The 17,781-nt window shown below is 66.4% G+C and carries 16 protein-coding genes; 10 read left to right on the forward strand and 6 right to left on the reverse strand.

What is annotated here, in order from left to right:
* The first annotated feature begins 153 nt into the window (after positions 1–153).
* From ACOYR4_RS17775 to kynA, 6 genes are all read left to right on the forward strand, one after another.
* Entirely contained in the window at positions 154–819 is a 666-nt protein-coding gene (locus ACOYR4_RS17775) for a response regulator transcription factor (RefSeq protein ID WP_422847503.1), read from the forward strand.
* 8 nt (positions 820–827) lie between these two features.
* A complete protein-coding gene (locus ACOYR4_RS17780; RefSeq protein WP_422847504.1) occupies positions 828–2,240 on the forward strand; it encodes a sensor histidine kinase in 1,413 nt (470 codons plus the stop codon).
* Positions 2,241–2,272: 32 nt separating this feature from the next.
* A complete protein-coding gene (locus tag ACOYR4_RS17785) occupies positions 2,273–2,641 on the forward strand; it encodes a YkgJ family cysteine cluster protein (protein ID WP_422847505.1) in 369 nt (122 codons plus the stop codon).
* Between the two features lie 125 nt (positions 2,642–2,766).
* Positions 2,767–3,423: an arylformamidase gene (gene kynB, locus ACOYR4_RS17790; RefSeq protein WP_422847506.1), complete on the forward strand. Its 657-nt coding sequence runs from the start codon at positions 2,767–2,769 to the stop codon at positions 3,421–3,423.
* A 96-nt stretch (positions 3,424–3,519) separates the two neighbouring features.
* On the forward strand, positions 3,520–4,830 hold the full coding sequence (gene kynU, locus ACOYR4_RS17795) for a kynureninase (RefSeq protein WP_422847507.1): 1,311 nt from the start codon (positions 3,520–3,522) through the stop codon (positions 4,828–4,830).
* Positions 4,831–4,851: 21 nt separating this feature from the next.
* Positions 4,852–5,742, forward strand: a complete 891-nt coding sequence (gene kynA, locus ACOYR4_RS17800) for a tryptophan 2,3-dioxygenase (RefSeq protein WP_422847508.1) — start codon at positions 4,852–4,854, stop codon at positions 5,740–5,742.
* 138 nt (positions 5,743–5,880) lie between these two features.
* On the opposite strand, the gene ACOYR4_RS17805 is transcribed toward kynA, so the two are convergent.
* Positions 5,881–7,923: a beta-propeller domain-containing protein gene (locus ACOYR4_RS17805; protein WP_422847509.1), complete on the reverse strand. Its 2,043-nt coding sequence runs from the start codon at positions 7,921–7,923 to the stop codon at positions 5,881–5,883.
* A 180-nt stretch (positions 7,924–8,103) separates the two neighbouring features.
* Between ACOYR4_RS17805 and ACOYR4_RS17810 the strand changes: the two genes are divergently transcribed.
* Positions 8,104–8,931 carry a DUF6502 family protein gene (locus ACOYR4_RS17810; RefSeq protein WP_110960057.1) on the forward strand — a complete coding sequence of 276 codons (828 nt, stop codon included), beginning with the start codon at positions 8,104–8,106 and terminating at the stop codon, positions 8,929–8,931.
* Positions 8,915–9,436 carry a hypothetical protein gene (locus ACOYR4_RS17815; RefSeq protein ID WP_422847510.1) on the forward strand — a complete coding sequence of 174 codons (522 nt, stop codon included), beginning with the start codon at positions 8,915–8,917 and terminating at the stop codon, positions 9,434–9,436. The genes ACOYR4_RS17810 and ACOYR4_RS17815 overlap by 17 nt, the downstream gene beginning before the upstream one ends.
* A gap of 92 nt (positions 9,437–9,528) precedes the next feature.
* Here the strand turns inward: ACOYR4_RS17815 and ACOYR4_RS17820 are convergent, their stop codons facing one another.
* Positions 9,529–9,891, reverse strand: a complete 363-nt coding sequence (locus ACOYR4_RS17820) for an MliC family protein (RefSeq protein ID WP_015015403.1) — start codon at positions 9,889–9,891, stop codon at positions 9,529–9,531.
* A gap of 663 nt (positions 9,892–10,554) precedes the next feature.
* Between ACOYR4_RS17820 and ACOYR4_RS17825 the strand changes: the two genes are divergently transcribed.
* Positions 10,555–11,733, forward strand: coding sequence for an MFS transporter (locus ACOYR4_RS17825; RefSeq protein ID WP_422849686.1), 1,179 nt, complete (start codon positions 10,555–10,557; stop codon positions 11,731–11,733).
* On the opposite strand, the gene ACOYR4_RS17830 is transcribed toward ACOYR4_RS17825, so the two are convergent.
* Positions 11,705–12,187 carry a hypothetical protein gene (locus ACOYR4_RS17830; RefSeq protein WP_422847511.1) on the reverse strand — a complete coding sequence of 161 codons (483 nt, stop codon included), beginning with the start codon at positions 12,185–12,187 and terminating at the stop codon, positions 11,705–11,707. The genes ACOYR4_RS17825 and ACOYR4_RS17830 overlap by 29 nt on opposite strands.
* A 92-nt stretch (positions 12,188–12,279) precedes the next feature.
* Here ACOYR4_RS17830 and ACOYR4_RS17835 point away from each other — a divergent pair, with 92 nt between their 5' ends.
* The gene (locus ACOYR4_RS17835) at positions 12,280–12,666 is read left to right on the forward strand and encodes a MerR family transcriptional regulator (RefSeq protein WP_422847512.1); all 387 of its coding nucleotides are present in this window, start codon (positions 12,280–12,282) and stop codon (positions 12,664–12,666) included.
* 98 nt (positions 12,667–12,764) lie between these two features.
* On the opposite strand, the gene ACOYR4_RS17840 is transcribed toward ACOYR4_RS17835, so the two are convergent.
* The 3 genes from ACOYR4_RS17840 to ACOYR4_RS17850 are packed head-to-tail and all read right to left on the reverse strand — an operon-like array spanning position 12,765 to position 17,631.
* Positions 12,765–14,396 (reverse strand): SpoVR family protein, encoded by a 1,632-nt coding sequence (locus ACOYR4_RS17840; RefSeq protein ID WP_422847513.1) that lies wholly within the window; start codon positions 14,394–14,396, stop codon positions 12,765–12,767.
* Complete coding sequence (locus ACOYR4_RS17845; RefSeq protein ID WP_422847514.1) at positions 14,393–15,661, reverse strand: YeaH/YhbH family protein; 1,269 nt, start codon at positions 15,659–15,661, stop codon at positions 14,393–14,395. The genes ACOYR4_RS17840 and ACOYR4_RS17845 overlap by 4 nt, the downstream gene beginning before the upstream one ends.
* Before the next feature lie 47 nt (positions 15,662–15,708).
* Positions 15,709–17,631 carry a PrkA family serine protein kinase gene (locus ACOYR4_RS17850; protein WP_060984991.1) on the reverse strand — a complete coding sequence of 641 codons (1,923 nt, stop codon included), beginning with the start codon at positions 17,629–17,631 and terminating at the stop codon, positions 15,709–15,711.
* Positions 17,632–17,781 lie beyond the last annotated feature (150 nt).

The raw sequence follows: 17,781 nt of genomic DNA on the forward strand, positions 1-17,781 counted from the left end.
TGCAGTGCAGCGCCCGTCCAGGGCGCCCTGGTGGGGCGGCTGGGTCGTGCGCTGCGCCCACTCTACCCAAAGTGGCGCCCGCGTTGGCGGCTACTTCAGCACCCAGGCTCTGCATTTGGCATGGCTTAAGCTGCCGCCCGCCACAATCCCCCCATGCACATCCTGCTCATCGAAGACGACCTGGACCTGGGCCGCGCGCTGCAGTCGGCCCTGAAGGTGGAGGGCCTGACCAGCGAGTGGCTGCGCCGCGCGGTGGACGCCCCGGCCACGGTCGATGCCACCACGGTGGACTGCGTGTTGCTGGACCTGACGCTGCCCGACGGCAGTGGCTTCGACCTGCTGGCGCGCTGGCGTGCGCAGATGGGTGACGGCGGGCAGGTGCCCATCATCGTGATCACGGCCCGCTCGGCCGTGGAGGACCGGCTGGCGGGCCTGGACGGTGGGGCGGACGACTTTGTGATCAAGCCCTTTGCCACGGCCGAGCTGATGTCCCGCATCCGCGCCGTACTGCGTCGCAGTGCGCGCCAGGCCAGCGAGCGCTGGGTGCTGGGCGAGCTGGTGATCGAGCCGCGCCGCCACGCGGTGCAGCGCAACGGTGCGGTGCTGGACGTGTCGCCGCGCGAGTTCCAGCTGCTCCTGGAGCTGGCGCGCGAGCCCGGCGTGGTGGTGTCCAAAAGCGTGCTGTCGCAGCGGCTCGACCCGCTGGGCGAGCCCGTGGACTTTGCCGCCATTGAAGTGCATGTGTCCAACCTGCGCCGCAAGATCGGGGCGGAGCTGATCCGCACGGTGCGGGGCGTGGGCTATCTGCTGCAAGCATGACCACGACGATGAAACACGCGTTGCGCAGCACATGGGCCTGGCTGGCCGAGCCCACGCTGATGCGTCGCAGCGTGGCCTCGGTGCTGGTGGCGTTTGTGGTGGTGTGGGCGGTGCTGCTGGGCTACAACTTCGTCAACTACAAGCACACCATCACCCGCGACCCCGGCCTGATGAAATACGGTGACGCAGTGCTGGACTCGCTGGCCTCCATCACCGACCCCGCCCACGCTGCCACGGCCGTGGCGGCCACCGACCACTGGACCAACATCCGCCGCCGCCAGATCGGGCTGCTGCCCGGGGTGCAGATGCACGAGCTGCTGGACGCGGCATCGGGCCAGCGCGTGTTTGCATCGCCGGGGCTGCAGAACGTGGCCGTGCCGCCCGCCTCACAACGCGCTGAGCCTTTTATTGAAGAAGCCGCCCTGCAAGGCCGGTCATTCCGCATCTACACCGGCCGCAATGCGCGCTGGGTGCTGCGGGTGTTCGAGACCAAGCGCACCGACTCCAACTTTCTGCAGTACAACGGCCGCGCGCTGCTGCCCTACCTGCTGCTGGCGTCACCCTTTGTGCTGCTGGCGGTGTGGCTGTCGGTACGCCATGGCCTTCGGCCGCTGCAGCAACTGGCCAGCCGCATTGCGCAGCGCGGGCAGGACGACCTGCAATCGGTGGGCTTCAACGCCCGCCACCGCGAACTCAAGCCGCTGGAGCAGTCGCTGGACCACCTCTTCGCCCAGCTGCGAAACAAGGTGGAACGCGAACGCGCCTTTGTGCAGGACGCGGCGCACGAGATCCGCACACCGCTGGCCGTGATCACCGCCCAGGCCCATGTGATGGCCCGTTCGCCCAGCGAAGAGGAGCGCACGCAGGCCCAGGCCCATCTGGAACAGGCCATCGCCCGCACCTCGCACCTGGCGCAGCAACTGCTGGACCTGGCTGCGCTGGACGACGCGCAGCGCCCCGCGCCGCGCGACTTGGACGTGGCGCAATGGCTGCGTGGCGCGCTGGCACAGGCTGCGCCGCAGGCCATCGCGCGGCAGATCGAGCTGTCGCTGGACGCGCCCGACACCTTGCCCGCCCGCCTCGACCAGCCTGCGTTCGAATCCATCGCCCACAACCTCATCGACAACGCACTGCGCTACACACCCCACGGCGGCAACGTGGCGGTGGCGCTGCGGCGCGAGGGCGCGGCACTGCAACTGTCGGTGCAGGACGACGGGCCGGGCATCCCGGCCACCGAACACCAGCGGGTGTTCGAGCGCTTTTACCGGGGCGCGGGCCACGCCGCCAATGGCTCGGGCCTGGGCTTGGCCATCGTGCGGCAGGCGGTGCTGCGCATGGGCGGGCAGGTGCAGATCGGCGTGGGTGTGAATGGCAAAGGCGTGGGCTTTTTCGTTAGCATTCCGCTCCCCCACAGCGCCTGACGGCCCCGCCGCAGGCCGAACGCACGCACTGCATGTCCGACGACGCGACCACCATGACCACCGCCGATTCCGCCCACCCGTGCCTCAGCTGCGGCGCCTGCTGCGCCAGCTTTCGGGTTGACTTTGCCGTGTACGAGATGCAGGCCATGGGCGGCACGGTGCCCGACGGCCTGGCGCTGGATGTGAACGGCAGCACCTGCCGCATGCGGGGCACGGAGCAGGTGCCCATCCGCTGCGTTGCGCTCACCGGCCAGGTGGGCCAGCAGGTGGCGTGCAGCATCTACGAACTGCGCCCGGCGCCCTGCCGCGAGTTCTCGGCGGGCGACTACGCCTGCCACAAGGCGCGTGCGCGGCACGGGCTGGCGCCGCTGGCACCACTGGCGGAAGGCCTGATTCTGTGAAGGTGGCACCCTTCCAGCAGCCGGGCTACTGCCGCATCAAAATAGTTTAGGCCTCAACAAAAAATCGACATGGTGTTGGAAATAACCGACACCACGGGTTTTTCGGGACATGCAAACTTTGTCCCATGTCAACGCCTTCCTCCCCCACCGCCCGCCGGCTTTGGGATATTTCGCCGCCCGTGCACGCAGGCAGCCCCGTGTTCCCCGGCGACACGGCCTACAGCCAGCAGTGGTGCGCCACCATCGGCCCCGGCTGCCCGGTCAATGTGAGCGCGATCACGATGTCGCCCCATGTGGGCGCTCATGCCGATGCCCCGCTGCACTACGACGCACAGGGCGCCACCATTGGCGACGTGTCGCTCGAAGCCTTTCTGGGCCCCTGCCGCGTGATCCACGCCATCGGCTGCGGGCCGCTGATCACCTGGGAGCACATCGCCCACGCCGTGGACGCCACCCTGTCCCCGCGCGTGCTGGTGCGCACGTATGAGCACATGCCCGTGGACCGCTGGGACGGCCAGTTGGCCGCCTACGCGCCCGACACCATCGAGCGCCTGGCCGACCTGGGCGTGCTGCTGGTGGGCATCGACACCGCCAGCATCGACCCGGCCGACAGCAAGACGCTGGACAGCCACCAGGTCATCCGCCGCCGGAGTCTGCGTGTGCTCGAAAACCTGGTGCTCGACGCCGTGCCCGAGGGCGACTACGAACTCATCGCCCTGCCGCTGAAGCTGACCACGGCCGATGCATCCCCCGTGCGGGCCGTGCTGCGGGCGCTGGACTAGCGCGACACCCAGAATTTCAAGCATTTTGGCTGGAAGCGCCAGTACAACATGCGCCAAAAGCTATCAATAACATAGCATTCACCTCTCCCCACACCCATGTCCATCACCCTTCAAGACTGCCGCACCCGCGACGCCCAAGACCCGCTGCGCGCCCTGCGCGACCACTTCGCCCTGCCACCCGGCGTGATCTACCTCGACGGCAATTCGCTGGGCGCGGCCCCCAAGGCCGCTGCCGCGCGCGTGGCCGATGTGGTCACCCGCGAATGGGGCACGGACCTCATCAAATCGTGGAACACCGCCAGCTGGTTTGACCTGCCCCAGCGCCTGGGCAACCAGCTTGCCCCGCTGATCGGCGCGGGCAAGGACGAAGTGGTGTGCACCGACAGCACCTCCATCAACCTCTACAAGGTGATGAGCGCGGCCCTCAACATCGCCCGCGAAGACAGCCCCACCCGCAAGCGCATCGTGAGCGAGCGCAGCAACTTCCCCACCGACCTCTACATTGCCGAAGGCCTGTGCAAGGAACGCGGGCTGGAGCTGGTGCTGGTGGAGCCTGAAGAAATTGCCGCATCGCTGACCAGCGACGTGGCCGTGCTGATGCTCACGCACGTGAACTACCGCACCGGCGCCATGCACGACATGGCTGCCATCACTGCTGCGGCGCACGCCCAGGGCATTCTGTGCGTGTGGGACCTGGCGCACAGCGCGGGCGCGGTGCCTGTGGACCTGAACGGCGCGGGCGCCGACTTCTCCATCGGCTGCGGCTACAAATATTTGAACGGCGGCCCTGGCGCACCGGCCTTTGTGTGGGTGCACCCACGCCATGCTGACCGCTTCTGGCAGCCGCTGTCCGGCTGGTGGGGTCACGCTGCACCGTTTGCCTTCACGCCCGACTACCAACCCGCCCCGGGCATCACACGCTACCTGTGCGGCACACAGCCCATCATCAGCCTGTCGGCGCTGCAATGCGGGCTGGATGTGTTCACCGCTGCGCAAAGTCTGGGCGGCATGACCGCGCTGCGGGCCAAGTCGCTAGCGCTCACCGACCTGTTCATCCAACTGGTGGAAGAGCGCTGCGCAGGCCATGGCCTGGGCCTAGCCACCCCGCGTGACCATGCGCAGCGCGGCTCGCAGGTGTGCCTCACCCGCGACGAAGGCGCGGGCGTGAACGGCCAGGGCAGCGGTGCCTACGCCATCGTGCAGGCGCTGATTGCGCGCGGCGTGATCGGCGACTTCCGCAAGGGCGACGGCGGCACGGGCCGCCACAAGGACATCCTGCGCTTTGGCTTCACGCCGCTGTACCTGGGCTTTGAAGACGTGTGGAATGCCGTGAAGCACCTGCGCCAAGTGCTGGAGAGCGGCGAGTGGCAGAAGGCCGAGTTCAACCAGACGCACGCCGTCACCTGATCGGAAAGGCAAACCACCATCATGTGCCCTTTCTCGCAAACCCCTGCGGGTGACAACAGCAACGCGGCATCGGCCGCCCTGCCCGAATCCATCGTGCACGAAGAGCGCGCCCAGCTCGACTTCAGCCAATCCATGAGCTATGGCGACTACCTGCAGCTCGACGCCATCCTCACCGCACAAAAGCCGCTGTCCCCCGCGCACGACGAGATGCTGTTCATCGTGCAGCACCAGACCAGCGAGCTGTGGATGAAGCTCATGCTGCACGAGCTGCGCGCGGCCATCGGCCACATTGCGCGCGACGAGCTGCCGCCTGCTTTCAAGATGCTGGCGCGCGTCAGCAAGATCATGGAGCAGCTGGTGCACGCCTGGGACGTGCTGGCCACCATGACACCGCCCGAGTACAGCGCCATGCGGCCGTACCTGGGCCAGTCCAGCGGCTTCCAGAGTTACCAGTACCGCTGCATCGAGTTCTCGATGGGCAACAAGAACCGCGCCATGCTCAAGCCCCACGAGCACCGCGCCGACCTGCTAGCGCAGGTGCAGGCCGCCTACGAAGCCCCGTCGCTGTACGACGAAGCCCTGCGCCTGATGGCCCGGCGCGGCCTGGCCGTGCCCGCCAGCCACACCGAGCGCGACTGGAGAGAGCCGTATGTAGAAAACGATGCGGTGGAACAGGCATGGCTCACCGTGTACCGCAACCCCGACAAGCACTGGGACCTGTACCAGCTGGGCGAGGAACTGACCGACCTGGAAGACGCCTTCCGCCTCTGGCGCTTCCGCCACGTGACCACCGTGGAGCGCGTGATCGGCTTCAAGCGCGGCACGGGCGGCACGGGCGGGGTGAGCTACCTGCGCAAGATGCTGGATGTGGTGCTGTTCCCCGAGATCTGGAAACTGCGCACGGATCTGTAAGCACAACGGCGCGCCGAAAAAATAGGCCTGTTCACCACCCCGGTGAACAGGCCTTTTAACTGCTGCCCGCGCCCTACAGAAAAGCGCAAGCAGCTATCGTTTTTATAGTTCTCTCCCTGAGTCGCAACCGGCAGCGCTTCAGTCTCCGGCCCTGGTGAACACCTGCCCCCCCGAGAGCTGGTAGGCCACGTTGTCCACCTGCAGGCTGCGCTCGTTGGCGATGTCAAAGCGGCTGTAGAGCCCAGCCGTGTCGCCGTTCAGGATGGCGGTGGACACCACCATGGAGCGCTGGGCCAGCGCTCCGGTGGTCGTGTTCACCTCCAGCCGCAAAGCGCCCTGGTAGCCCCGCACGGGTGGTGGCGTGCCTACGCCCGTGGGTGCCTGGTAGACGCGGGCGGGGAAGGCCAGGCGCACCTTGCCATCCATGGCTTGCAGGTTGAGCACCGGGCGGGCGCTGTCGAGTGTGGTGATGCTGCCCCGGCCGCCCGCCGCCTGCGTGGTCAACCGCTTGCCTTGCGCGGCATTGCGCACGTCAAACACCGCAAGCTGAATGCCGTCGGCCACACCGCCCAGGGCGCTGTCCTTGCCCACGCCCAGCAACAGGCCGTTCGGCAGCGGCACCAGGTGGTCGGCATGGCCGCCCGCCGGCAGCTCGCCTGCCACGGCGGGATTGGCGGGATTGGCGGGGTTGGCGGGGTTGGCGGGGTTGGCCAGGTCCAGCACCCACACGGGTTCGGTGGTGGCAAAGGGGGTGGCATAGGCCCGAGTGCCTGCAAAGAACAGGTTGTCAATCTGCTGGTCGCCCCGCGCTGTGCGCAGCCGGATGGGCAGCTTGGCCTGCGGGCCCAAATAGCTGTCGCGGCCGCTGTCGCGCAGCACGGTCAGCAGCGCGGGGGAGGCCTGCTGGGCCTGAATGGTCACCGGCGGCATGCCGCTCTGGCCCGTCTTGCCGGTGAAGGTCAGCACGCGCAGATCGTTCTGGTATTCGTTCAGGCGCGATGGCAGGCGGCGCAGGTCCCAGCCCAGGTGGCCGTCCACGCTGCCCGATGCGTCGTAGTCCACCTGCGCGCCACGGAAGGTGAACTTGTGGATGTCCGTGCGGCTGTCGGCCGGGAACACGGCGTTGGCCACATCGCCGCCATAGCGGTACTGCCGCGAGCTGGCCACATACACGCTGCGCGCGCCCAGGTGCACCGCCTCGCTGCCGCCCGCAAAGCAACGGCTGGTGCGCGCCAGGCTGGACGAGGTGAGGTCGATGGCCGTGATGGACGTGAGCTGCAGCGACAGCGACGCGTTGCCCGTCTGCACCAGGCAGTCGGCCTCGTTGACCAGCGGCTGCGGCTGGCCGCCATCCACGCGCAGGGTAGGGATCAGCGCGGCGGTGTTCAGGTCCTTGAGTGCTGCATCCACCGCCGATGCCGTGGCCCCTGCCTGTACGGTAAAACGTGTGAGGTCGGGCGACCAGGTGGTGACCAGGTACAGCGTGTTGCCAATCAAGCGGCTGCCCACCAGCAGGCCATCGATGCGCATCTGCTTGATCTGCGCGGGCGCCATGTCCTTGTGGATGGCGAACAGGTCCAGCGACAGCGTGCGGCTGTACTCTGGCAACACGGCGATGCTCGCGTCGGCCGCAGCCACCACGGGCTGGCGGTCGGCATACGGGTCTTGTTGCGACAGCACGGCGGCGCGCGTGCCGCCACCCGCCACATAAAAGCCCTGGGGGATGAACTTGGCGTCCAGCACGGCGCTGCCCACGCTGGACAGGCTGCCATCGGCCGCGCGGGCCAGGGCGGCCAGGCGCGGCGGCTCGCGGCCGGTGTCGGTGGCATAGGCGCGGTGCAGGCCGTAGACCATGTTGCCCTCGGCCTTGATGAGGTCATCTTCCTCCACTACCGTACCCGCCAGTGGCACGCCGGTGTGGGTGACCACGCTGCCCGCGCTGCTCAAGCCCCCCACGGTGGGCACTGTGATGGCCGTGCCCGGATAGCCCAGCGCCACCCGCTGCGCAATCTTGGCCTTGAAGTACGCCACCAGATCGCCGGATCGCGCCACCTGCAGCCGCGCCTCGTTGGGGGTCTGCGGGTTGCCGCCCTCCCCGCCACCGCAGCCCGCCACGAATGCGGCGGTGGCCACGGCCAGCCATGCGGGCGACGCATGGGACATGCCCGCCAATGTGTTCATCAACCCTCGGTTCTTCATGTGATTGTTCTCCCTGTGAATGCGGATACCCACGGCGCGGCGTCGGCTTGAGCTCCCACCGCATCGTAGTTAAGTGGGATAATATCCCACAAAATTTCCAACCGTCAACGAGATGACAATCACAGCCTGCACCTAACACTCTCCGCGCTTCGGCCCTTTTTTATGCCCTCCCGCTCCGCCATCGTTCTGGCCTCTGCCCTGCACGTGCTGCGCCCTCTGGCGCGCCTGCTGTTGCGCAATGGCGTGGCCTACCCCGCGTTTGCGGCGGCGATGAAGAAGGTGTTTCTGGACGCCGCGCACGACGAGCTACAGCGCACGGGCAAGAAGACCACCGACAGCGCGGTGAGCCTGATGTCGGGCGTGCACCGGCGCGATGTGCGCAACCTGGGCCGCCTGGCCGAGCCCGCCGCTGAAGAAGAAGCGGGCGAAACCCCGCTGAACATGGCCAGCCAGGTGGCCGCGCGCTGGCTGAGCCAGACAGATTGCCTGGATGACGAGGGCCAGCCCCGCCCCCTGCCCCGCAGTGGCGAGCCCCCGCACTTCGACGGCCTGGTGGCCAGCATCAGCAGCGATGTGCGGCCCCGCGCGGTGCTTGACGAGCTGGTGCGCCTGGGCATGGCCGAGGAAGGTGAGGACGGCCAGATCCGCCTGCTTGTCGCCGGTTTTGTACCGCGCCAGGGCTTTGCCGAGATGGCGCAGCTGATGCAGGACAACCTGCACGACCACCTGGCCGCCGCCAGCCTCAACCTGGAGGGCGAGCACAACTACCTGGAGCAGGCCGTGTTTGTGGACCAGCTCAGCGAAGAATCCGCCCGCCGCCTGCACGTGGTGGCCGCCAAGGCCTGGCGCCAGGCCTTCAAGACCGTGATGACCGAGGCGCAGGCCCGCTACGACCACGACCAGAAAAACACCCCGCCCAGCGAACGCAACCGGCGCGCCCGCTTTGGCAGCTACTTCTATGCCGCAGACCAAGATGAACGTCCTTCCTGAACTCTGGGCCCGGGCGGCCCGGCTGCTGGCCACCGCCACGGCCGTGCTGGTGCTGGCCGCCTGCGGTCCCGGCACCGGTGGCACGGGCACCGGCCCGATCAACGGCGCGGTCTATTTCTCGGGCGCGGGTTTCACGGTGGGTGCCCCCTGCGCGCTGCATTGCGGTGGCGCAGAGCTGCAGCTGGAAAACGAGCGGGTGGAACTCAACATTACCTGCCAGCGCTTTGTGTTCACCGGCCCGTGGCAGATCGATGCGCAGGGCGTGGCTCTGCTGCAGGGCACACTGGAAACCACGGAATTTGCCAACGGCGGCGAGCCCCAAACGCGCACCTCGGCCGCCGAGATGCAGCTGCACTTCAGCGACACCCGCGCCGACAGCAGCCGCGAGGTGGTCGTCACCGTGCGGGACGCACAGGGCAACCTGCTGGTCGCCCCCCGCATGCTGGAGCAGCGCCCTGCGTCTGCCGCAGCCGCCCCCGGCGCCTGCACGCCCGAGGCGCGCTGAAACGACACAGGGCCTGTGCAGACAGCTGCACAGGCCCTGAAAAAAACGAGAACCCAACCAGCCCATCACAGGCTGGGGTCAAAGGGAGCAGGTTACTGGACGCCCGCCACCATCATGCCGCGGTTGCTGCGGCACCAGATCGGTGCCAGGTGTCCAATCTGGATCGTCAATTCGTTGCCCTTGCCCAGCACCGTGGTGGGGCCGTTGCTGTAGGCGTAGCCGCTGTCAGCCGGCTGCTTGGGCAGCTCCACCGTCCAGCCGCTGCGGCGCATCACGCTGCGGCCTTGCTCGGGGTAGAACTGCATCTCGACCTTTTCGCCATTGCCGCAGGCATATTGCATGCTGCTGCCGTCGGCGGGGGCGCTGAACGCCTGCATGGCGGGGGGCTGGCTCGCGCAGCCCGACAACAACAGGGTAGCCAAAGCACCCGAACCCAGCAAAACCATCGTCTTCATCGGTCACTCCTGACATCGCGGCGCAGCCTCGCAGCGCGCCCGACAACTTCCATCCAACGGCTTGTGGCCACCGGCCCACAGGGTCTTTTCAGCGCCCCTGGCTGCCACTAAGCACAAACCTTGCCATTCACCACCACCTGGACCATCCTGATTGCGAGAGACCGAAATCTGCGATTCCAGAACCGTGGCACACGCCCGGTGCAGCGCTTGGGCACAAGAGTGCCCCACGCCCCCGGCACCGTCATTGGGGTCATCCCCACATCGAGAGCCTCCTCTAAAGTCTGCCAACGCCCTGTGGCGCCCTCATGACGGCGCCTGCGACCCGCAGACAAGGCCCGATTGGGTGCATTCAAAAGCCCAATCCACCGCGTAACCATCCGATTGCTGGCACAAGCACCCCAAAACGGGCAACATCCGATGCGTTTGGTGGGGTATGCAGCGGGCAGACTGGGACATACCCTAAGAGCCTGCGAACCAGCCCACCTGCGGGCACCGCCCCGTCCGTCGGCGACAGCGGCAGTTCTGCTCTGCGGGTAACCTCACCGGGCCTGATGGCCAACGGAGAGCTGCTCCCAAACGCCACCGCCATCTGCCCAGGAGACCGCCCCCGTGCCCCCTTCGCCGCCTTCCCCACCGCTTCTTGCCCCCCGCGCCGCATGGGCCATGCTGCTGGCGCTGGTGACAGGCTTTGCGCTGAGCCAGGCGTTTCGCACCATCACGGCCATCATGGCGACGGGCTTGCGGGCCGAGTTCGGGCTGTCGGCACAGGCGCTGGGGGTGTTTGCCGGGGCGTTTGCGTTTGCCTTCGGCACCATGCAGCTGTTCATGGGCATCGGCATCGACCTGTACGGCGTGCGGCGCACCCTGCTGGTGGCGTTTCCGCTCACCATTGCGGGCGCGGTGTTGTCGGCATTGGCGCCGGGCTATGGCACGGTGCTGCTGGGGCAGGTGCTGATCGGCGTGGGCTGCGCGCCCGCGTTTTTGGTGTGCACCGTGTTCATCGCGCGCTACTTCCCCGCGTCGCGGTTTGCCATGGTGTCGGGCGTGGCCATGGGGGTGGGTGGGCTGGGCATGCTGTTTACCGGCACGCCCCTGGCCTGGCTGGTGCAGCAGTCGTCCTGGCGCATGGGGTTTGGCGTGCTGGCGGGCCTGGCGGCGCTGGCCTGGCTGCTGATCTTCTGGAAGGTGCATGAGCCCGCACAACCCCTCGACGATGCCGCCCCGCGCGAATCGGTGCTGGAGGCAGTGCGCGGCTTCGGCGCGCTGTTCCTGCTGCCGCACACCGCCGGCATCATGCTGCTGGCACTGATGACGTACGCCTCTTTCCTCACGCTGCGCGGGCTGTGGCTGGGGCCGCTGCTGATCGAGCGGCACGGCTATTCGCTGGTAGCCAGCGGCAATGTGGCCATGCTGTCATCGCTGGTGTCGCTGTTCAGCCCGGCCTTTTTTGGTCGGCTGGACCCTGGCCCCACACGGCGCAGGCGCTGGCTGCTGGGCTTTACCGTCCTGCTGGCGGCCTTGTTTGCGGCCATGGGCTTTCTGCATGCCGAATGGCTGGACGTGGGCGGCTCCGTGGCCGTGGGCCTGCTGTCGGGCTACATGGTGCTGCAGTATTCGGACGTGCGCTCGGCCTACGCCCCTGCGGTCACGGGGCGGGCCATGGCGGTGTTCACCATGGCGCTGTTCCTGGGCGTGGCGCTGATGCAGTGGGTGACGGGCGTGGCGGCCTCCATCGCCGCCGCACAGGGTGCAGACGCGTATGTGGCGGTGATGCTGACCATTGCGGCCATGCTGGTGGTGGGTGCACTGGCCTTCAGGCTGCTGCCCGCGCCCGCCCATTGACCCGATCATTCCCCCGTGCGGGGCCGGGCGGGCACAGTGTCGTGCTGCTGCCCGCCACGCGCCACCACTGCAGCACGCCAAACAGCAACTCGAACGCGGTAAAACCCAGCACGATGGCATTGGCGCCGTGTGCCACCGCGTAGATCTGCCAGGCCGCAAACAGAAACCGCGCCACGCCGTCCAGCCGCCCGAGCAGCACCGTGGGCGCCACAATGCGCGCCAGCGACCACACCACCACCACCGAGCCCAGCAGGTTGGCCAGCAGCATGTGCGTGGTGTCCAAAGGGTGCAAGGTGCCGGGCAGAGCAAGCGCCTGGGCCAGCAGGTTCAGTTGGGCATAGAGCCAGGCAAAGGTCCAGGGCAAGGCAAACGGCCAGGTGACGAGCAGGTCGTACCAGCCGCTGGCGCGCACGATGCGCAGGTAACGGTCGGAAGCGAAGGCGGGGATGGGCATGACAGGAAGCCTCTGTGAATGAATAACGAGGCCCCGAGCTTCCACCTTGAAGTACGCTTCAGGGTCAAGCACTTTGTGAGGGGGAGCAGATCATGCTGATCGGTGAACTGGCCACGGCCTCGGGCCTGAGCCGCGAGGCTCTGCGTTTTTATGAACAGCAGGGCCTGATCCGCGCGCGGCGCCTGGACAACGGCTACCGCGACTACCCGCCCGAGGTGGTGACGCTGGTGCAGTACATCCGCACCGCACAGCAGCTGGGCTTTACCCTGGCGGAGATCGGAGACCGGCTGCCCGCCATCTGGGACACCGCCGAGCCCGGCCCCGCCTTGACGCAGGTGCTCGCCGCCAAGCTGCAGGAGATTGATGACCGCATTGCCGCACTGCAGGCCCTGCGCCAGACCCTGGCCGAGCGCGTCGCCACCGACTGCCCGCTGCAGGCCCGGTCGCCACGGGCCAGGGCCTCTTCGCCTGCTTTTTGAGCCCAATCGGGCGGTAGCGCTAGTGCATCATGCGCCAGCAGCTATCAAAAACAGAGCAACAATCCTTCACCCGCGGCGCAGGTACCAGCGCAGCCCCGTCAGGTGGCGGAGGCGGGCACCTGGTGCAGCAGCACCGGGTGGTTGCCGTCGGCGTCCGCACTCTCGATCTGCACCCCAAAGCCCCACAACCGCGCCACGTGCTTGAGCACCTCGTGCGTGTCGTCGGCCAGCGGGCGGCCCTGGTACTGGGTGTGGCGCAAGGTCAGGCTGCGGTCGCCGCGCAGGTTTACGTTCCACACCTGGATGTTGGGCTCACGCGTGCCCAGGTCGTACTGCTGTGACAGCAGCTGGCGCAGGCTGCGGTAGCCGTTCTCGTCATGGATCTCGCTGACCACCAGGTCGCGCTCGGCGGCGTCGTCATGCAGCGCGAACAGGCGCATCTCGCGCATCAGGTGCGGACTGAGGTACTGGCCGATAAAGCTCTCGTCCTTGAAGTTGCGCATGGCATGGTCCAGCGCGGGCAGCCAGGGGGTGCCTGCAATGTCGGGGAACCAGTGCCGGTCTTCCGCTGTGGGGTTCTGGCAGATGCGCTGGATGTCGCGGTACATGGCAAAGCCCAGCGCATAGGGGTTGATGCCGCTGTAGGCGCGGTGCCCCACGGGCGGCTGGTAGACCACGTTGGTGTGCGAGCCCAGCCATTCGATCATCACGCCATCACTCAGATACCCCTCGTCGTACAGCGTGTTGAGCAGCGTGTAGTGCCAGAAGGTGGCCCAGCCTTCGTTCATCACCTGGGTCTGGCGCTGCGGATAGAAATACTGTGCGATCTTGCGCACGATGCGCACGATCTCGCGCTGCCAGGGCTCCAGCAGGGGAGCGTTCTTTTCGATGAAGTACAGGATGTTCTCCTGCGGCTCCTGCGGAAAGCGGTTGTGCTCTTGCGCCGCATCCTCCTTGCCAGGGCGGGTGGGTAACGTGCGCCACAGCTCGTTCACCTGCTGCTGAGCGTAAGCCTCGCGCTGTGCACGCTCCAGGCGTTCGCGCGCCAGGTTTTTCTTGGAGGGGCGGCGGTAGCGGTCCACACCAAAGTTCGCCAAGGCATGGCACGAGTCCAGCAGCCGCTCCACTTCGCCCGTGCCGTAGCGCTCCTCGCACTGGGCCACGTAGTCCTTGGCATACACCAAGTAGTCGATGATGCTGGACGCATCGGTCCACATGCGAAACAGGTAGTTGCCCTTGAAGAAGCTGTTGTGGCCATAGGCGGCGTGGGCAATCACCAGCGCCTGCATGGCGGTGGTGTTCTCCTCCATCAGGTAGCTGATGCAGGGGTTGGAGTTGATGACGATCTCGTACGCCAGCCCCATGTGCCCGCGCCGGTAGCGCCGCTCGGTGGCCAAGAACTCCTTTCCGTAGCTCCAGTGCCGGTAATTCACCGGCATGCCCACGCTGGAGTAGGCGTCCATCATCTGCTCGGCGGTGATGATCTCCAGCTGATTGGGGTAGGTGTCCAGGCCAAATCGCTCGGCCGTGGCGGCAATGGCCGCGTGGTAGCGCTCGATCAGCTCGAACGTCCAGTCGCTCGGGTCGGGCAATGGCTCCGCAGGCCGCGCACCCGCAGGCAGAGGCTGGCCGGGCACGGCGCGGTGGCGGCGCTCGCCCACGGCAGCGGCCTTCCAGGGGTTGTCGCTCTGGCGGCGCTCCAGCACGGGGTACTGCACCACGTTGTTCATGCGGCCACCCCCTCTTTCTTGAACAGGTCGCGGAACACGGGGTAGATGTCACCGGGTGCGCCCACCTTGCGCATCGCAAAGTGCGAGTACAGCGGCGCCAGCTGGCTGTACTCGTCCCACAGGTTCTGTTCTTCCTCGGCCACCTGCACATAGGCAAAGTAGCGCACCAGCGGCAATATCTTGTCCACCAGCAGGTTGCGGCAGATGCCGCTGTCGTTGGTGAAGTTGTCGCCGTCGCTGGCCTGGGCCACGTAGATGTTCCAGTCGCCCTGCGGGTAGCGCGCGCGGATGATCTGGTCCAGCAGCACCAGCGCGCTGCTCACCACCGTGCCGCCGCTTTCGGTGGAGTGGAAAAACTGCTCCTCGCTCACCTCGGCCGCCTGGGTGTGGTGGCGGATGAACACGATGTCGATGGTCTCGTAATGCCGCGTGAGAAACAGGTACAGCAGGATGAAGAAGCGCTTGGCCAGGTCCTTGCGCGTCTCATCCATGGAGCCCGACACATCCATCACGCAGAACATCACCGCCTGGCTGCTGGGCACGGGCACCGGCGTGCGGGCACGAAAGCGCAGGTCGATGGGGTCGAGGTACGGAATCTTGCCGATGCGCGCCGTGAGCGCATCGATGCGGCGCTGCAACTCAGCCACCGCCTCGCTGGTGCCGTCGTCCTGCGCCAGCAGTGCGTCCAGTTCGGCTTGCAGCGCCAGCAGCTCGCGGTGGGCCGACTTTCCCAGTGCAATGCGCCGCCCCAAGGCACCACGCATGGTGCGCAGCACGGCCAGGTTGTTGGGGATGCCATCCTGGCTGTAGCCTGCACGGCGCGACTTCCATTGCGGGTTCTCGCCAATGTGGGTGCGCAGCAGGTGCGGCAGCGCCAGGTCTTCAAAAAAGAGCTGCATGAACTCTTCCTTGGTCAGCGTGAAGGTGAAGTCGTCCTCGCCCTCGCCGCTGTCGCTGGCCTGCGACCCACGCCCGCCCGCACCGCCCTGGGGCCGCTCGATGCGGTCGCCGCGCACATGCTCGGCATTGCCAGGGTGCACGGTGTCGCGGATGCCGCCCTGGCCGTGGTGAAAAATCGGCTCGCTGATGTCCTTGCGCGGGATGGTGATGTTCTCGGCCTGCTCCATGTCGCGGATGCCGCGTTGCGAGACGGCACGGCGCACCGCATCCGCGATCTGTTCCTTGTATCGGCGAACAAATCGCTCGCGGTTGCCCACCGACTTGTTCTTGCCAGCGAGCCTGCGGTCGATGATTTGCAATGCCATCCGTTGCTCCCGTTCCCCATGCAGGGTCTGTGGCCCAGGCACCGACCCTAGCTACTCTTGCGCACGCGCAGGTACCACTCGCACAGCAGCCGCACCTGCTTGGGCGTGTAGCCCTTGTTCACCATGCGGGTGACGAAGTCCTCGTGCTTGCGGGCCTCTTCGGCGCTGGCCTTGGCGTTGAAGCTGATCACCGGCAGCAGCTCTTCGGTGTTGGAGAACATCTTCTTCTCGATCACCAGCCGCAGTTTTTCGTAGCTGGTCCAGCTCGGGTTCTTGCCCTGGTTGTTGGCGCGCGCCCGCAGCACGAAGTTGACGATCTCGTTGCGGAAGTCCTTGGGGTTGGCGATGCCTGCGGGCTTCTCGATCTTCTCCAGCTCGGCGTTGAGCGCACTGCGGTCGAACACCTCGCCGGTGTCGGTGTCGCGGTACTCGTTGTCCTGAATCCAGTAGTCGGCATAGGTGACGTAGCGGTCGAAGATGTTCTGGCCGTACTCGCTGTAGCTTTCCAGGTACGCCGTCTGTATCTCCTTGCCGATGAACTCGGCGTAGCGCGGCGACAGGAACTCCTTGATGTAGCCGGTGTACTTGGTCTCCAGCTCGGCAGGGAACTGCTCGCGCTCGATCTGCTGCTCCAGCACATACATCAGGTGCACCGGGTTGGCGGCCACCTCGGCGCTGTCGAAGTTGAACACCTTCGAGAGGATCTTGAACGCAAAACGCGTGGAGATGCCCGTCATGCCCTCGTCCACGCCCGCGTAGTCGCGGTACTCCTGATAGCTCTTGGCGCGCGGGTCGGTGTCCTTCAGGCTCTCACCGTCGTACACCTGCATCTTGCTGAAGATGCTGGAGTTCTCGGGCTCCTTCAACCGCGTGAGGATGGCGAACTGCGCCATCATCTTGAGCGTGCCGGGCGCACACACGGCGTTGCCCAGCGACGATTCGCGAATGAGCTTTTCGTAGATGCGGATCTCCTCGCTCACGCGCAGGCAGTACGGCACCTTGACGATGTAGATGCGGTCGAGAAACGCCTCGTTGTTCTTGTTGTTGCGAAATGCCTTCCACTCGCTTTCGTTGCTATGGGCCAGCACCACGCCGTCAAACGGAATCGCCCCAAAACCTTCGGTGCCCTTGTAGTTGCCCTCCTGCGTGGCCGTAAGCAACGGGTGCAGCACCTTGATGGGCGCCTTGAACATTTCCACGAATTCGAGCAGCCCCTGGTTGGCCAGACACAAGCCGCCGCTGTAGCTGTAGGCGTCGGTGTCGTCCTGTGCAAAAGTTTCGAGCTTGCGGATGTCCACCTTGCCCACCAGGCTGGAGATGTCCTGGTTGTTCTCGTCGCCCGGCTCGGTCTTGGCAATGCCCACCTGCTTGAGCACGCTGGGGTAGCGCTTGACCACACGGAACTGGCGGATGTCGCCACCGTATTCTTCGAGCCGCTTCACCGCCCAGGGCGACAGCACACGCTGCAGGTAGCGGCGCGGAATGCCGAACTGCTCCTCCAGCACGGGGCCGTCTTCTGCGGCATCGAACAGGCCCAGTGGAGATTCGTTGACCGGCGAGCCCTTGAGGGCATAGAACGGCACCTTCTGCATCAGCGCCTTGAGGCGCTCGGCAATGGAGCTTTTGCCACCACCCACCGGGCCCAGCAGATAAAGGATCTGCTTGCGCTCTTCCAACCCCTGCGCGGCATGGCGGAAGAAGCTCACCACCTGTTCGATGGACTCCTCCATGCCGTAGAACTCGGTGAAGGCGGGGTAGCGTTTGATGACTTTGTTGGCAAAGAGCCGCGACAGGCGCGGGTCGTTGCGCGTGTCCACCATCTCGGGCTCGCCAATAGCGGCCAGCATGCGCTGGGCCGATGTGGCGTAGGCCATGGGATCACGTTTGCACTCGGCGAGGTACTCGTCGATCGACATTTCCTCTTCGCGGCTACGGGCGTAGCGCGCGGCGAAGTTGCTGATGGCATCCATACGACCTCCTGTGGCGGCACCCCTGGCGGGCTCAGGTGGTACCACGGTGTTGCATTGGCAATCGCTACCGGCTTGGTACTTTGTAGCACCACGAACTGCGCTTGAACAGCCAATTCGCGGGCATGTGGCTGGCCTTTTTGTGGCGTTGCA

The organism is Acidovorax sp. M14, assembly GCF_049331375.1.
GTDB lineage: Bacteria > Pseudomonadota > Gammaproteobacteria > Burkholderiales > Burkholderiaceae_C > Acidovorax.

Coding starts and splice junctions, on each gene's coding strand:
- ACOYR4_RS17775 (WP_422847503.1), top strand. CDS start 154: ATGCACATCCTGCTCATCGAAGACGACCTGGACCTGGGCCGCGCGCTG.
- ACOYR4_RS17780 (WP_422847504.1), top strand. CDS start 828: ATGAAACACGCGTTGCGCAGCACATGGGCCTGGCTGGCCGAGCCCACG.
- ACOYR4_RS17785 (WP_422847505.1), top strand. CDS start 2,273: ATGTCCGACGACGCGACCACCATGACCACCGCCGATTCCGCCCACCCG.
- kynB (WP_422847506.1), top strand. CDS start 2,767: ATGTCAACGCCTTCCTCCCCCACCGCCCGCCGGCTTTGGGATATTTCG.
- kynU (WP_422847507.1), top strand. CDS start 3,520: ATGTCCATCACCCTTCAAGACTGCCGCACCCGCGACGCCCAAGACCCG.
- kynA (WP_422847508.1), top strand. CDS start 4,852: ATGTGCCCTTTCTCGCAAACCCCTGCGGGTGACAACAGCAACGCGGCA.
- ACOYR4_RS17805 (WP_422847509.1), bottom strand. CDS start 7,923: ATGAACACATTGGCGGGCATGTCCCATGCGTCGCCCGCATGGCTGGCC.
- ACOYR4_RS17810 (WP_110960057.1), top strand. CDS start 8,104: ATGCCCTCCCGCTCCGCCATCGTTCTGGCCTCTGCCCTGCACGTGCTG.
- ACOYR4_RS17815 (WP_422847510.1), top strand. CDS start 8,915: ATGAACGTCCTTCCTGAACTCTGGGCCCGGGCGGCCCGGCTGCTGGCC.
- ACOYR4_RS17820 (WP_015015403.1), bottom strand. CDS start 9,891: ATGAAGACGATGGTTTTGCTGGGTTCGGGTGCTTTGGCTACCCTGTTG.
- ACOYR4_RS17825 (WP_422849686.1), top strand. CDS start 10,555: ATGCTGCTGGCGCTGGTGACAGGCTTTGCGCTGAGCCAGGCGTTTCGC.
- ACOYR4_RS17830 (WP_422847511.1), bottom strand. CDS start 12,187: ATGCCCATCCCCGCCTTCGCTTCCGACCGTTACCTGCGCATCGTGCGC.
- ACOYR4_RS17835 (WP_422847512.1), top strand. CDS start 12,280: ATGCTGATCGGTGAACTGGCCACGGCCTCGGGCCTGAGCCGCGAGGCT.
- ACOYR4_RS17840 (WP_422847513.1), bottom strand. CDS start 14,396: ATGAACAACGTGGTGCAGTACCCCGTGCTGGAGCGCCGCCAGAGCGAC.
- ACOYR4_RS17845 (WP_422847514.1), bottom strand. CDS start 15,661: ATGGCATTGCAAATCATCGACCGCAGGCTCGCTGGCAAGAACAAGTCG.
- ACOYR4_RS17850 (WP_060984991.1), bottom strand. CDS start 17,631: ATGGATGCCATCAGCAACTTCGCCGCGCGCTACGCCCGTAGCCGCGAA.